The following is a 14,667-nucleotide window of genomic DNA, read 5'->3' on the forward strand; positions in this document are numbered from 1 at the left end:
ACTTACACCAAACTCTTTTCTAAAATGAATGGAAACAAAATGAGCACAGATACTCTTTCTAAGCTTGATATTGATGAAATAAAACTGACATCGCCAAATTGGCAACATGGTGAGGTTGAGCTTTTATGCGTAGAGAAGTGGCATGAAACCTTTGATGTGATTAGTTTTCGTTTTCAGGGAAAGAGTCCAGTCAAGTTCCAGTTTAAACCCGGACAGTTTTTGACTTTTGTTCTTGAAATCGATGGTGAGCTTGTTCACCGTAGTTACACCATTTCTTCATCTCCCTCACGCCCGTACTCTATAGTGGTGACCATTAAGCGTATTGAAGGTGGTTTGGTGTCGAATTACCTTGCTGAGTCCTTGCTGGTTGGCGATTGTGTAATGGCTACGGGTCCTGATGGGCTATTTAATCTTGTCGATATTCCCGCTAAAAAATATCTATTCTTAAGTGCCGGTAGCGGTGTTACACCCATGTACTCAATGACGCGTTGGTTGGTTGATACACAAGTGGGGGCCGATATCGCTTTTCTTCATTGCGCCAAGAGCCCGGAGGATCTTATCTTTAGGGCTGATTTGGATAAGATTAATTACAACAATCCTAAGCTGTCGCTAAGTTATATTATTGAAACGAGTGCTGAAAGTTTGCCTTCTGAACAAGTTTACAGAGAAGGGCGTATCAATGGGAAAAGTTTGATTGAGCTTGTTAGTGATTTTCAAGAAAGAAGGGTATTTGTTTGTGGCCCAACACCTTTTATGTTTTGCGTGCACTCGTTATTGAGCGAACTAGGTTTTGATATGTCTCAATATCATCAAGAGAGTTTTGGTGATGCCCCAGCTAAGCTTGTCCCTGCATCACATGTTGCTGAGCTTAATGAGTCAAGTGGCTTTATGCTGAGCATTGATGATCGTCAACGTGTGCTGACATCAGATCAAAGCTTGCTCGAAGGCATAGAAGCGGAAGGTTTGCCTATCATCGCCGCATGTCGATCTGGCGTGTGTGGCGCGTGTAAATGTCAGGTGATCAAAGGAGAGACTGAATCTTCGAGTCAGATGAGCTTAACGCCTGAGGAAATAGCACAAGGTTTTGTGCTGGCTTGTTCTACTAAGTTAAGATCCGATGTCACTTTAGTCCTCTAGAGATTTTCGCTATCTTTTAGTGTGTTATGCATGAGTTTACTTGGTATTAAAGGGCAAGTTGGATAGGACGTGGGTAAAGATGTATTTGCGCAATAGCCTGTGACGAAGTATTGTTAAGGAGTGAGCGTTATTTATCATCTACTTGTCATTATTGGAGCTTATCTATGATATCGACGGCCTCAGCGAGAGTAACTATGGATGATCCTAGCCTAGCGCATCTTCTGTATGGCTTGATGACCGCTTTCCCTTTGTTTTTTCTGCCGACGTTATTGGGTTTAGCAATCAATCTTGCCCATAAACCGTTAAGTGAAAGCTCAGTTATTCAATCGCATTTGCGTTGGCAACGCCACTCCATTATCGGCTTCACGATATTAAGCATTGTAGGCTTTCTTCTCTCACCTTTGTGGGTGAGTGTGAGTGTTTATCTGGTGGCGACACTTTGGTTTTGTCATAGAATTATCAAGGGCTGGTTAAATCTAACGGAAGGTATTGCAGTTTGATAACATGATATTTCGAGTAGTATTAATACCAATCGGTATACCATGAATATTAAAAATGAGGACCTAGGTCCTCATTTTTGTGGATGAACCTAATACCAATCAGTATAAGAAGTTGATCTACTCAGAGTGTTTTTTGGCAAGCTAATTCAAGGCGAATGGATGACATAATGGTTGTTCCCTTGTGAGTTTATTCAACGCAGAAATAGGCAGCCAAAAACACTCCTTACAGGCGAGTTTTAGCGGTTCTGTTGCTGTGTTAACGAGCTTAACCGTAGAATAACTATGCTCTTCACTCGTTGCCTTGCCTCAGGACCGCTAAACTCTCGCTGAGCGATCAAATCTTTATATTGATTGGTATAATCCTTTATTGGTACAAGTTTCTTAATAACTCGCTGTGACTGGCAAGCTCAGTGTCAAACTCACTATTTTCAGATGAGAAATTCAAGATTAAACCATCGGCATTGAGTTGTTTTCCTGCTACTGAATGCGGTAATAGTGTCTGTTTATTCGATGCATAGCTTGGATTGATTAAGACAGGTAGATGAGTTATAGCCTTGATATTCACTAAGGCGGCCAGATCGAGGGAGGGCATGATTGAGTCACTGAACGTTCTTATGCCTGATTCACAAAGTATCAGTTGTTGATTCCCCTGGGCTAGCACTGTCTCTGCTGCAGTTAAAAGCTCCTCAACACTTGCCATGGTATTACGCTCCAATATCACAGGGATATGCAGTGAACCAACTTGCTTTAGTAAGGTCTTGTTGTGCATCTGCTTACCTGTTATCAGCAAAATACTGGCATGTTCGGTGGCAAATTTGAGCTCTGATTCATGTTCGACTGAAATGATGCATTCAAGGTCAAATTGATGTAAGGCTTTTTTAAACTCAAGCACATTTGATTTTAGATTAACCTGATGAGATAAGCCCTCTAAAATGACGGCCTGAAACCCTGCTTCTTTCAGTAATTTAGCTTTATGACTATAGCGATCGCTCTCTTGTGGTAGGGAGATAAGTGCAATGGCACCAAATTGTCCATCACCGACTTGTAGTTGACCTATGGTTACCTCAGTCACATCTGTTTTATGCGCTTTACAGTATCTTAATTGCTCGTTGTTAAGAGCGCTGTTTTGTACTGTCACTTTATTTGAGTGTTCAGCCCGACTGGTGTCGGGCTCTATCATTAACTGGCTGTTAGTTAATTGCGTCGGGCTGACAGTTTCGCAGGGATAACAGCCTAATACTTTAATGAAACGTGTGATACGTTCAAGTTCTTTGAGCGCCGATTGCATCGCATCACTGGCTAGGTTTGCATCGAGATCCAGATAAAACATCTCTTCCCAAGGGGTACCTGGAATAGGGCGTGATTCGAGCTTGCTCATATTCAAGTTGTGAGCTTTTAAGACTAAGAGGGCTTCTACCAACGCACCAGGCTTTTGGCCTGTCGCCATGATCAAGGTTGTTTTGGCCGGTAGTTGCTCTGGGACTGTAATGGCTTTTCTGGCTACAACAATAAAACGGCTTTGATTGATTTTCTGATTTGCTAAATCTTGTGCGATTGCTTCAAGTTGATAAAGGGCACCGCCTTCAGCGCTACCAATGGCAGCGACAGTTGGGTCGTCATTGTCTACGACTTTCTGCATGGCCTCAGCACTGCTGGAACAGTACTCAAGTTTATAATCTGGGTGAAGACTCAGATATCGGCTACATTGACTGATAGGCTGAGGATGAGCGTAGACGGTTTTTATTTGGCTTAGTTTATTACTGTTTTTAGCCAGTAGGCAGTGGTCCACTTCTATTGTTGTTTCGCCGATTATGGCTAAACTCGTATGTTGCAGTACATCATAGACCTCATTAATAGAGCCAGATGAAGTATTTTCTATTGGAAGAAATCCATAGTCAGCATGACCAGACTCAACAGCTTGCACGATTTCGTCAAAACTTTTGCAACCTAAGTCTTGCATATTAACCTGTCTGCGATTGCAGTAACGATTGGCTGCCAAGTAGGAGTATGAACCTCTTGCACCTAGATAAGCGATGTTGTATTGCCGCTTCTGAGTATCTGGGTTAGCACGGCTTTGTAGGTAGGCTTGCTGGTTGAGAACAGAGTCTTCGATAATGCTTTGGTATAAAGAGATAACATAGTGAGCATCGAGACCTTGTTCACGACCTTGTTTAACTAATCGAGAAAGTAATTCCTTTTCTCTTTGGGTATCACGTATAGGACGAATGTCTACCTCTTTACTGCGGGCGACGTCCAAACTGAGCTCTCGTCTTTTAGCCAATAGTGCCAGTAGATCTCTATCTAGTGAAGTGATCTGTTCACGGGTATGATTCAAAGGCTGTGGTTTGCTCATGTTGTCCTCTATGTTTTGACCAAATTCTAATACAAAGCTCATTTTCCCTTGACCTCTATGGAGGGAATGTCTTAAAGATGTCGGGGACATCTAAGATCTCAGGGAAATTGACATAAGTGTTCCTGACACAAAAAAGCCTCCCTAGTGGGAGGCTTTGGAATTTTCATTTTCGTTTTTACACCAAAATTCCGCCGCCCTATTTGGGTGGAATAAAAAAGAAAATAAAAAAGTGAACTATAAGTGGTTTCATCTCTACAAAAGTAAAGCTCGAACCCTTTAGTGTCAATTAAAACTTGTTTTAAATTTAAGCGTGCACAAATGTTCCAGACAAATTACTACATCTTTCCATCCATGGGGTGTGGCATAAATGTTCCTGACATGAAAAAGCGTACCTTGGAGGTACGCTTTAGATTTAAATTATTAAAAATCAAACTAATATTTCCTCCTTTGGTTATCAAAAGCTATTATTTTGTTATGTAGTGACAGCTCCTTTAGTTTAATGAAAGTTTACTTATCATTTTTCATTGTACTGGTATTTACTTGAACTATGACTGTTTTAACGATGTTGCTATCGCTCCTTTTTAGCTAAAACTTTCTATCTTTTTATGATGTTTAATGGAGTTGCGATTGTTTCTAATAATGTTGTTATCGCTCCTTATCTAGCTAAAAAATATACACTTTTATGATTTTACTTGGTTGTTACTGTTGTTATACTCCTTTGTGTAGTTGAAACCTATCTAGTTTGCATCACGCTTCTCGATTAAGGGAGACAGAAGACAGGCTTCGATTTACAGCTTGTCACACTATCAGGTGTGTTGGCTTTAAAAGCTCATTTTGCCTAGGGTTTCCTAGCTGCTTAGCTTAGGACCTTTAGAGGCTGGTATTCACCTGAGTTCTTGTTACAACTAACATTTATCGTTCTGAATTTTATAGCTAATCCAGCATTAACTGATCTTGAGGTGATTCTATTACTCCTCCTTTGTGTCGTTGAAACCTTTTATCTGCATCACTCTTCTAAATTAAGGGAGGCAAGAGACTGGCTTCGTTTTACTGCTTTCACACTATCAGGTGTATTGGCTTTAACAGCACATTTGCCAAGGGTTACCTAATCTTAGGGCCTTTAACTGACGAGTATTCACCTGAGCTCTACTTACAACTAACTTTGAACGACTAATATTTCTACGGACTTACTTTCTAACATACAGTTAATCTACATTTCCTCCTGATTGAGTCAATCATTACACTGCTTTCTTACTTTAAGGTGTACATTGAACTTGTCGTATTGCTTTTTCGAGTATATTTCCAACTGTTTAACTGGTGAAAAGTTTCTGTTTATATTGTAGGATCCTAATTGAATCCTAGTTCAACATTACTTCTGTTTATGCAGCAAACTCTTCATCTAATTCATCTTCAACATCGAGGCCAACGGTTTCTTCCTCTTGTCTCTTTAGTGTTTCATGGCGTTGAGATTCTGGCTTATGGGTTAGACGATTAAGTTGTTTCTCTAATTTTTGACCCATAGCGTTAATTGCCGAGTAGAGATCTTCATGTTTTGCTTGAGCAAAAAGCTGATGATTAGGGATCCCAACAGAGGTTTCAATTTTAAATAACTGTTTCTCTTGAACTATGATGACATGTGGATTAATCAGTTGAACATCATGTCTAGATAGCTTTTCTAAACGAGCCTGAATACGTTCACGAATAAGGGGAGTAACTTCAAGATTTTTGCTAGTGATCATTGTCATATATTTAACCTTCTCTTATTGGCTTGAATTTAGATTACCAATCTCCACAACGAAAGTCGTGATCTGGATCACATATTCACTGCTATTTTGTGTTGTTCGATTTTTTTTTGATCACTTAGACTATTCTCGAAAATATCTGGTGTAAATTGCTTGTAAAGGGAACAGAAGGGGGGCATATTTGAATGGATAAGTTCAAGTGCTTTTTTATCATCTCTCCCAAAGTTGAGCAAAATATCATCGAAGTCGTTAATCCAATATTCTTTTTTCCCTCATATATCTGGTAATCAAATGAACAAAAAAATTAAAGTTTGGGATCTTCCTACTCGAATTTTCCACTGGGGTCTAATTTTTTTATTGGCCTGCTTGTGGTGGACTGCCGATGCTGGAGAGATGGATTGGCATCAGGTATTGGCGTATTCTTTGATGATTTTCATCATTTTTAGGCTTGTTTGGGGGATTATTGGTAGTGATACTTCTCGTTTTAGTCACTTTATTAAACATCCTGAAACAGTATTAAATTATATGAAGAAGGTTAAGCATCAAGGTGTTACTTCGAGCGTAGGCCACAACCCATTAGGGGGCTATATGGTGATAGCCTTGATTTTATTAGTCTCTATGCAATTAATTAGTGGCCTATTTACTACCGATGAAATTTTTACCGAGGGTCCTTTCTATTCTTTAGTTTCCAGTGATACAGGTTCTGTGATGACTTGGTTACATAAGAAAATTTTCTATGTCATGTTAGGTTTTACTGCTATTCATGTGTTGGCGGTTATATACCATGGAATTAAAGGAGACAGATTAATTGCTCCAATGATAACGGGCTATAAGCTAGTAGTAGAAAAAGGTCAACTTGATCTAAAGTTTAAGCCTGTATTACTGGCTTTGTTATTGCTTGTTGTGGTTGCAGGATTTGTGGGTAATTACTTGATTTTTCCAGTTGTAAAAATGCTTTAACATTTAATTTAGAATAAGAGCTACGAGTAATCTAGTTTAAGCTCGTAGCTTTATTTACTGTTTCTTGATCAACTGTTCAGCTAAAGTTTAATCTTTCTTATATGCATCATGACAGCCTTTACAGTTCTTAGCTGTTGTCATGAAGGCTTGCTTCAAGGCTTTTTTATCATCAGATTTTGCTGCAATAGCAAGTGCAGCTGAATCTTTTTGTAGTTGTTTCATCTTGGCATCGAAATCAGGTTTATCAGTCCACACTTTAGCTAAAGCCTCTGTATCGCCTTTATCTGAATCAGCTATAAAGCCTTCTAAAGGAAGCTTTGCAAGTGCTGCGACGTTATTTGCACGCATTGCAAAAACCTGAGCATCGAACGGTTTTTTACCTTTCAACATCGCACCCATGTCACCAAAGTTGTAGGCCATCAGGCTAAATGCTGACTGACGATACTCGATAGCATCATCAGTTGTCTTAAAATTGTCGGCTTGTACGCTTGTTGCTAAAACAGTACTGCTTACGAGTGCCAAAATGGCCATTTTTGCTTTATTGTTCATTATGTTGCTCTCACGTTTCTTGTAGTTTTGTGACATCACTCCGTCATTGTATTCTTTTTTTACCATCTGATACTATCCAAATATTCAATAGTTTATATGTAAAAGTGCAACGATTTGTAATCTGGTGCCTGTTAAAGTTAATGGTATGAAAATATTAAGTAAAAGTGTGATGATAGCTTTGGATTTTATTGGCTTATTGGTACAATTGTAATGGAGTGGCAGTACATTGAATAGTTCGATTGCCATTAAAGTGTGGAGTATAAGAATTGTGTAAGTTGTTGGAAACTGAGTGGAGGGGAAGGCGATGAGAGCTGAATGGGATTCTGTATTAGAAAAAGTTGTGAGCCATCAAGATCATAATGCGTTGTTGGCATTATTCGAACTGTTATTGACAGAAGAGGAACGCAGCGCTGTAGCCGGTAGGCTTAAAGTGTTTCAGACACTGCTTCAGGGTGAGATGAGCCAACGTCAGATCGCTGTCGAGTGTAATATAAGTATTGCAACTATTACCCGTTGTTCAAATTACCTTAAACATATGTCGCAAGCGCAAAGAGAGAAGATCAAACAACTTATACTCAATTAATGCTTAAAATATACTGCGTTGGATAGGGAGTTGGCGGCGACGATAAGCTGCGCGTCTCATTAAGACATAAAGAGAGTAACCCATCAAACTAAAGCTTATACCTGCTCCTAAGCCTGTAGCCGATGACTTTAAGATAATAATAGCAATAAACAAATAAAAGAAAGGAAGTGCATTATAAAGCGTTACAGGGATACCGCCTTTTTTCGTTTTCTCATGGGATCAGTACGTCGATTTTGAGAGCGCATATTATAGACTTTGGTGCCTAGATAGAAAACAGTAAATGCGGCTAACAATGGCCAGCCTTCATCTAACAAAAGTATGCTGGCAGAACCAATCGCTATATAGCTTAATGGAAGGATTTCATAGAGGGGTTTGCTAAGTATAAACAGTCCTTTGTTTTAGTGCACTAGTTTGAATATTTGTTCTCTTACCGAACATGATTATAGTCGAAAAAAAAGCCCACAACATTGATGAAATGTAATGGGCTTATACCGAATAGTAATGAGCTAATATTAATTAGCGCTTATCCTATGGCAGATGATTATCTGCAACCGCATCCCCCGTTGCCATCGCAACCTTCTTTAGCGGGTTCATCTTCTTTACTACTGCAACAGCCGTCTTTATGGTCATGAGCATGGCTATGCTCACCACCGCAACATCCGCCTTTATCGTCGTGTTCATGGCTGTGCCCACCACCACAACATCCACCTTTATGGTTATGGTCTGAATCACAACTACTACCATGAGCATGAATGTGGCCGTGAGCTCTCTCTTCTGCAGTCGCTTCACGAACGTCCATGACTTCAACAACAAAGTTCAATGCTTGACCTGCTAGTGGGTGATTACCGTCGACTACGACAACATCATCTTTTACTTCCATAACCTGAACAGGACGTTGCCCCATTTCAGTCTCAGCGATAAAGCGCATCCCAGGAACGATATCTTCAACATCTCCAAAAGCACTAAGTGGTACTTCCTGACGTAAGCCATCATGGTATGGACCATAACCGTTATCAGCATCAACAGTGACATCAAGTTTATCACCGACAACTTTGCCTTCTAGTTCAGTCTCAAGGCCCGGGATCATATTTTCTGCTCCATGAAGATAAAGCATTGGCTCACCTTCAAAAGAATCTTCGATAACTCGGCCTTGCTCATCAGATAAACGGTAGTGAATGCTTACAGCACAGTGTTGGGTGATTTTCATATCGCCTCCAATTCAGAATGTGCGCGTATTTTAACTTTCTTTTTATTTGTTGGCGATGATTTGCATCAGGTAATGTCGGTTAGCTCAGCTTTCTTGAATATTTCTTGATAAAAAATTTACCTGATTTGACTCAACCTTTCACTACAAGGTATTGATTTTGATTTTTTAGTCATTATTTTTAAAAATAAATTCACAACGAAAAACCAATTTAAACAGAGATAATTGTAATTTATACTTGTTAGTGTGATTTAATTCTCAATTAGAGGTCATTTCACTATTTTAAAAATATGGGTGTTTTAAAATCATTTAAACCCATTAATTTCAATCATATGTAACATTGCTTACCTTTCCGTAAACGTAAGCACCTGTGATTTACCCTCACGGTTATTATTACCATTGTCAGCTTAATCTCCCTTAGAATCCTTATAAGGAAAATAGAGAGTAAATGGTTTTTTCTATATAACTTGTTATTAGGGGCTTGACATCTGCATAAGAAAAAAGCAATTCTGTACCCACAGATTTTTACGTTTATTTGGATGAATTAATTTCTAATGCATTGCCTGAATAGAGTTGTAACCACCATTATTACAACCACCACGATTATTTTCGTGGGGGCGGGCTAAACGTACTTAAGATTTTTTGAATAAGACAAGCCCGCTCCCACACCAAGGAGCGGGCTTTTTAGTTTCTATCCCCATAGAATCTTGAAATGCAGAGTTCAGTATTTTGAAATGGCTTGGGTATTAAAGTAGCGCGGTATCAAGGAGAAAGTATGAAAGTAATGAAGTTTGGCGGTACCTCGCTAGCAAACTGGCAACGATTTAATGCAGCAGCGGCTATTGTTGCCGATACGGCACAAGGTGAATCTGTCGCTGTAGTGTTGTCTGCTCCTGCAACTGTCACAAATGGACTATTAGAGGTGGTTGAACTCGCCATTCAAGGTAGCGACTTTAAGGCCGTGCTAGCGGATACCGAGGGGGTATTTACCAATTTATATCAAGGGGCTAGCTCTATTTTAACCTCTTCACAGTTATTACTATTGATGAGCAAGTTAACTGATCAGCTAAACTTCTGGGAAAAGAAGTTGCTGGGTATTAGCTTGCTTAATGAATGTCCTGACTTTGTTCGTGCGGAAGTGTTAGTTGGTGGAGAGAAATTATCATCTGCGCTGATGGTACAGCTGATGATAGCGAGAGAGATAGGGTCAGATTTACTCGAGCCTCAGTCTTTGCTTGTTGCGACAGGTGACCCCTTAGAGTCCGTGGTTGATATTGAGTCGAGTAAAGCTAGGTTCGAGCAAATCCCGTTAGAGAGTAAACGTGTTTGGGTGATGCCAGGCTTTACTGCTGGAGACAGTAAAGGACGTACTGTTATCTTGGGCCGCAATGGCTCTGATTATTCAGCAGCGGTATTGTCAGCTTGCTTAGATGCGAGTTGTTGCGAGATTTGGACTGATGTCGATGGCGTATATAATACCGATCCTCGTGTTGTTGCCGATGCGAAGCTGCTTTCTCAATTGAGTTACCAAGAGGCGATGGAGTTGTCCTATTTTGGGGCTAAGGTGCTTCACCCTAAAACGATCTCTCCTATCGCTCGTTACCATATCCCTTGTTATATCCGTAATAGCTTTAATCCATCAGCCATAGGGACATTAGTGTCAAATGAAGCGGATAAAAGTGGTTTAAATGTTAAAGCCATCTCTAATTTAGATAACCAAACCATGTTTGATATCTCAGGTCCTGGCATGAAGGGCATGGTGGGCATGGCTAGCCGTACTTTGGGAGCGATATCTCGTGCTGGTGTGTCTATTTCACTTATCACTCAAAGTTCATCTGAGTACAGCATCAGCTTTTGTATTGCGACTCAAGATGCAGGTAAAGCGAAAGAGTCATTGGAGCTTGAGTTTGAACTTGAGCTTGAGAATGAGATCTTAGAGCCTATTGAAATGAGAGACAGTTTGGCGATTGTGTCACTGATTGGTGACGGTATGCGAACTCATAAAGGAATTGCTGGAAAGTTCTTTCAAGCACTCGCTCAAGCGTCAGTGAATATTATTGCTATTGCGCAGGGTTCCTCTGAACGCTCAATTTCAACGGTGATAGAACAACGCAAAATTAAACATGCTATCTCGGCCTGTCACCAAAGTTTCTTTGATGTACAACACTACCTTGATGTTTTCTTAGTGGGTTGTGGCAATGTTGGTGCCGGCTTACTTGAGCAAATAAAGCAGCAAGCTCAGATCTTGAAGCAAGAGCACATCACGATTCGTGTGTGCGGTATTGCCAACTCTCGTCATATGCTACTTGATGCCGAAGGGGTTGATCTTAATGGTTGGCAGAGTTTACTTTCAGATTGCCAAAGAAAATGTGATTTGGACTTCATGTTGCAATGGGCTAAGGAACAACAACTTCTTAATCCTGTATTAGTCGATTGTACCTCCAGTGAGCATGTATCAGATAAATATCTCGATGTGATGAATGCAGGTTTGCACGTCGTGACACCAAACAAAAAGTCCAATACCCGTGATATCGAATATTATCGCGCACTACGCCAAACAGCACTTAAGCAACGTAGACAGTTTCTCTATGAAACAACCGTAGGTGCTGGCCTACCAGTGATTGACAACCTTAAAAAGCTGCTCTTTGCAGGGGATAAATTACTTAAGTTTAATGGCATATTATCAGGTTCTCTCTCCTATATTTTCGGTATGTTAGATGAAGGAATGACGCTATCTGAAGCGACAGGGATTGCGCGGGATAAATGCTTTACTGAGCCCGATCCCCGTGATGATCTAAGTGGTATGGATGTGGCTCGTAAAGTGCTTATTCTTGCCCGTGAAGTGGGGCTGGATCTCGAGCTAAGTGATATTACTATTGAGTCTGTGCTGCCTGATGATTTTGATGCTAGTGGTGATGTTGAGAACTTTATGAACAATCTACCTAAAGTCGATAAGGAGATTTCCCTGAGGGTTGAAAAAGCACGTTCAGAGGGGAAAGTTCTGCGCTATTTAGGGCAAATTGATACTGATGGTTGCCGCGTCAAGATTGCAGAAGTGGATGCCACAGATCCTCTCTACAGTGTAAAGGGAGGCGAAAATGCGTTGGCATTTTACAGCCGCTATTATCAGCCTATTCCGTTTGTACTGCGTGGCTATGGTGCAGGAACTGATGTGACCGCTGCAGGAGTATTTGCTGATCTGCTCAGAACCTTAAACTGGACTCGGGAGATGAGTGCATGAGCCTGAATATGTTTAGTGCGGCAGATTCTACGAGAAGTGATGTGATTCAAGTCGAGACAATGGTATTTCAAAGGGGACATTCTCTATGAGCCTAACTGTTTACGCCCCCGCATCGATGGGCAATGTTGGTGTCGGTTATGATCTGCTCGGGGCTGCACTCGCGCCTATTGATGGCACGTTATTGGGCGATAGAGTCTCTATTGTCTCTTCACCAGCCGGAGTTTCATTAGAGGTTGAGGGTAAGTGGGCTGATAAGCTACCGCCTAATCCGACAGATAATATTGTTTATCAATGTGCACAGTTCTTTATGAAAGAGCTGAATAAGCAAGAGGGAATCGCACTCACGTTAGAAAAAAACCTGCCTGTCGGCAGTGGGCTCGGTTCAAGTGCCAGCTCAGTAGTTGCAGCCCTTTACGCCCTCAATGAGTATTTTGACAAGCCTTATGATGAGCAAGCGCTGTTGCGATTGATGGGGAAGTTTGAAGGTAAGATAAGTGGATCGGTTCATTATGATAATGTCGCACCCTGCTATTTAGGCGGCATGCAGTTGATGCTCGATACTGAGCATAAAGTGTGTGACAGTATCCCATCATTTGAACATTGGTATTGGGTTGTCGCTTATCCGGGAATATCGCTTTCCACGGCCAAAATGCGTCAGTTACTACCTGCTCAATATGATAAGTCCGTGGCTATCGAATTTGCACGTAATTTGAGCGCATTTGTTCATGCCTCTTATCGGCAAGATGCAGAGCTGGCTATCTCAGTATTAAAAGATGTGATGGCAGAGCCTTACCGTGCATCGGCAATACCGGGATATGAATCAGCGCGACAAGCGTTAAATAAGCTTGGCATGCTGTCGACTGGGATCTCAGGTAGTGGTCCCACACTCTTCTCGGTCACTGACAACTTAGAGACTGCTCAGGCAGCGCAAGCTTGGTTAGATTCAAACTACGTAGAGCATGGTGTTGGTTTTTCTCATATTTGTAAGCTAGATGCCATAGGCACTCGTAGAATTGATTAATAAAAGGTATTTGAATTCATGGAACTGTATAATTTAAAACACCCCTCTCAAGTGGTCAGCTTTACTGAAGCATTAAAACTCGGGCTAGGTAAAGACAGAGGTTTATTTTTTCCGAAGGCGATCCCCGTATTAAAGGATATGGATGCTCTGTTGGCCCTGCCATTTGTTGAACGCAGTAAAAAGGTACTCGGTGCTTGGCTTGCATCAGAAATAGGTCAAGAGACGGTAGACTCTTTGGTTGAAAATGCCTTTAATTTTGATCTTAAATTAGTCAAGGCTGATGAGAGCCGATACTGTCTGGAGCTTTTTCATGGCCCGACTTTAGCGTTTAAGGACTTTGGCGCCCGCTTTATGGCGCAATGCCTTAATGAGTTAGCGGGAGGCGATAAAATCAATATTTTAACAGCAACTTCAGGTGACACTGGTGCTGCTGTCGCAGATGCTTTTTTTGGACTGGATAATATTCAGGTTGTCGTGCTTTATCCGAAAGGGAAGATCAGCGTCTTACAGGAAAAGATGTTCACCACCTTAGGTGACAATATTCATACAGTGTCAGTTGAGTCGGATTTTGATGCCTGCCAAGATCTGGTTAAACGAGCATTTGAAGACAGTGATGTACGTGACGGTTTGCACCTTAATTCTGCTAATTCAATAAATATTAGCCGTTTGCTGGCACAAATCTGTTATTACTTTGAGGCGGTTGCTCAGTTTAAAGCTCAACATAACCAAGATCCTGTGATTGCAGTTCCCAGTGGTAATTTTGGTAATCTCACCGCGGGTTTATTTGCTAAAGCAATGGGATTGCCAGTTGCGCGTTTTATAGCCGCAACCAACAGTAATGATACCGTGCCTCGCTATTTAGATGAGGGAGATTGGCTTCCACATGCAACGGTCGCGACAATGTCAAATGCAATGGATGTGGCTGAGCCGAGTAATTGGCCTAGAGTTGAAGCTATTATTGAGAAGATGGGATGGTCTCTGTCTGAGATAACTGGTGTCGCCTTATCGGAAGAGGATACGTCAGATGCGTTGAAGTCACTTTACAGTCAAGGTTATTTGTCTGAGCCACATGCTGCGATCGCGGCGCAAGCATTGAAGCTAGCTTTATCAGATGAAGGGAAAGGAATATTTCTAGGTACAGCACATCCAGCTAAATTCAAGGATGTTGTCGACAGAGAGCTAGCCATTGAATTGCCTTTGCCAGCTGAGCTTGCAGTCGTAGAGCAGAAGGATATCTTGTCAGTGACATTAGCGGCAGACTTTGACCAATTAAAAACGCATCTGTTTAAAGTACTCTAGTTTTTTCACATTTTTAAAGGGGAGGGCTTGCCCTCTTTTTTTATTGTTTACTCATTATTACCTTTGTAAATGCCAATG

The 14,667-nt window shown here is 41.0% G+C and carries 11 protein-coding genes and 1 other annotated feature; of the genes, 7 read left to right on the forward strand and 4 right to left on the reverse strand.

Features of this window, described 5'->3' with window-relative positions; genetic code table 11:
* Positions 1 to 39: 39 nt before the first annotated feature.
* A complete protein-coding gene (locus HWQ47_RS07600; protein ID WP_269970563.1) occupies positions 40 to 1,137 on the forward strand; it encodes a hybrid-cluster NAD(P)-dependent oxidoreductase in 1,098 nt (365 codons plus the stop codon).
* Between the two features lie 164 nt (positions 1,138 to 1,301).
* Positions 1,302 to 1,637 carry a hypothetical protein gene (locus HWQ47_RS07605; protein WP_269970564.1) on the forward strand — a complete coding sequence of 112 codons (336 nt, stop codon included), beginning with the start codon at positions 1,302 to 1,304 and terminating at the stop codon, positions 1,635 to 1,637.
* A 364-nt stretch (positions 1,638 to 2,001) separates the two neighbouring features.
* On the opposite strand, the gene pheA is transcribed toward HWQ47_RS07605, so the two are convergent.
* Positions 2,002 to 3,990 (reverse strand): prephenate dehydratase, encoded by a 1,989-nt coding sequence (gene pheA / locus HWQ47_RS07610; RefSeq protein WP_269970565.1) that lies wholly within the window; start codon positions 3,988 to 3,990, stop codon positions 2,002 to 2,004.
* Between the two features lie 126 nt (positions 3,991 to 4,116).
* Positions 4,117 to 4,238: a sequence feature (Phe leader region), on the reverse strand.
* 1,131 nt (positions 4,239 to 5,369) lie between these two features.
* Positions 5,370 to 5,735, reverse strand: a complete 366-nt coding sequence (hpf, locus tag HWQ47_RS07615) for a ribosome hibernation-promoting factor, HPF/YfiA family (RefSeq protein WP_269970566.1) — start codon at positions 5,733 to 5,735, stop codon at positions 5,370 to 5,372.
* 288 nt (positions 5,736 to 6,023) lie between these two features.
* Between hpf and HWQ47_RS07620 the strand changes: the two genes are divergently transcribed.
* On the forward strand, positions 6,024 to 6,692 hold the full coding sequence (locus HWQ47_RS07620; RefSeq protein WP_269970567.1) for a cytochrome b/b6 domain-containing protein: 669 nt from the start codon (positions 6,024 to 6,026) through the stop codon (positions 6,690 to 6,692).
* A gap of 87 nt (positions 6,693 to 6,779) precedes the next feature.
* On the opposite strand, the gene HWQ47_RS07625 is transcribed toward HWQ47_RS07620, so the two are convergent.
* The gene (locus tag HWQ47_RS07625; RefSeq protein ID WP_269971691.1) at positions 6,780 to 7,241 is read right to left on the reverse strand and encodes a c-type cytochrome; all 462 of its coding nucleotides are present in this window, start codon (positions 7,239 to 7,241) and stop codon (positions 6,780 to 6,782) included.
* A gap of 304 nt (positions 7,242 to 7,545) precedes the next feature.
* Between HWQ47_RS07625 and trpR the strand changes: the two genes are divergently transcribed.
* On the forward strand, positions 7,546 to 7,824 hold the full coding sequence (gene trpR, locus HWQ47_RS07630) for a trp operon repressor (RefSeq protein ID WP_269970568.1): 279 nt from the start codon (positions 7,546 to 7,548) through the stop codon (positions 7,822 to 7,824).
* Between the two features lie 541 nt (positions 7,825 to 8,365).
* Here the strand turns inward: trpR and slyD are convergent.
* Positions 8,366 to 9,031: a peptidylprolyl isomerase gene (slyD, locus tag HWQ47_RS07640; RefSeq protein ID WP_269970569.1), complete on the reverse strand. Its 666-nt coding sequence runs from the start codon at positions 9,029 to 9,031 to the stop codon at positions 8,366 to 8,368.
* Positions 9,032 to 9,803: 772 nt separating this feature from the next.
* Here slyD and thrA point away from each other — a divergent pair.
* From thrA to thrC, 3 genes are all read left to right on the forward strand, one after another.
* Positions 9,804 to 12,269: a bifunctional aspartate kinase/homoserine dehydrogenase I gene (thrA, locus tag HWQ47_RS07645; protein WP_269970570.1), complete on the forward strand. Its 2,466-nt coding sequence runs from the start codon at positions 9,804 to 9,806 to the stop codon at positions 12,267 to 12,269.
* Between the two features lie 85 nt (positions 12,270 to 12,354).
* The gene (gene thrB / locus HWQ47_RS07650; RefSeq protein WP_269970571.1) at positions 12,355 to 13,290 is read left to right on the forward strand and encodes a homoserine kinase; all 936 of its coding nucleotides are present in this window, start codon (positions 12,355 to 12,357) and stop codon (positions 13,288 to 13,290) included.
* 18 nt (positions 13,291 to 13,308) lie between these two features.
* The gene (gene thrC, locus HWQ47_RS07655) at positions 13,309 to 14,589 is read left to right on the forward strand and encodes a threonine synthase (RefSeq protein WP_269970572.1); all 1,281 of its coding nucleotides are present in this window, start codon (positions 13,309 to 13,311) and stop codon (positions 14,587 to 14,589) included.
* Positions 14,590 to 14,667 lie beyond the last annotated feature (78 nt).

Source organism: Shewanella sp. MTB7 (genome assembly GCF_027571385.1).
Classification (GTDB): domain Bacteria; phylum Pseudomonadota; class Gammaproteobacteria; order Enterobacterales; family Shewanellaceae; genus Shewanella.

Coding starts and splice junctions, on each gene's coding strand:
- HWQ47_RS07600 (WP_269970563.1), top strand. CDS start 40: ATGAGCACAGATACTCTTTCTAAGCTTGATATTGATGAAATAAAACTG.
- HWQ47_RS07605 (WP_269970564.1), top strand. CDS start 1,302: ATGATATCGACGGCCTCAGCGAGAGTAACTATGGATGATCCTAGCCTA.
- pheA (WP_269970565.1), bottom strand. CDS start 3,990: ATGAGCAAACCACAGCCTTTGAATCATACCCGTGAACAGATCACTTCA.
- hpf (WP_269970566.1), bottom strand. CDS start 5,735: ATGACAATGATCACTAGCAAAAATCTTGAAGTTACTCCCCTTATTCGT.
- HWQ47_RS07620 (WP_269970567.1), top strand. CDS start 6,024: ATGAACAAAAAAATTAAAGTTTGGGATCTTCCTACTCGAATTTTCCAC.
- HWQ47_RS07625 (WP_269971691.1), bottom strand. CDS start 7,241: ATGAACAATAAAGCAAAAATGGCCATTTTGGCACTCGTAAGCAGTACT.
- trpR (WP_269970568.1), top strand. CDS start 7,546: ATGAGAGCTGAATGGGATTCTGTATTAGAAAAAGTTGTGAGCCATCAA.
- slyD (WP_269970569.1), bottom strand. CDS start 9,031: ATGAAAATCACCCAACACTGTGCTGTAAGCATTCACTACCGTTTATCT.
- thrA (WP_269970570.1), top strand. CDS start 9,804: ATGAAAGTAATGAAGTTTGGCGGTACCTCGCTAGCAAACTGGCAACGA.
- thrB (WP_269970571.1), top strand. CDS start 12,355: ATGAGCCTAACTGTTTACGCCCCCGCATCGATGGGCAATGTTGGTGTC.
- thrC (WP_269970572.1), top strand. CDS start 13,309: ATGGAACTGTATAATTTAAAACACCCCTCTCAAGTGGTCAGCTTTACT.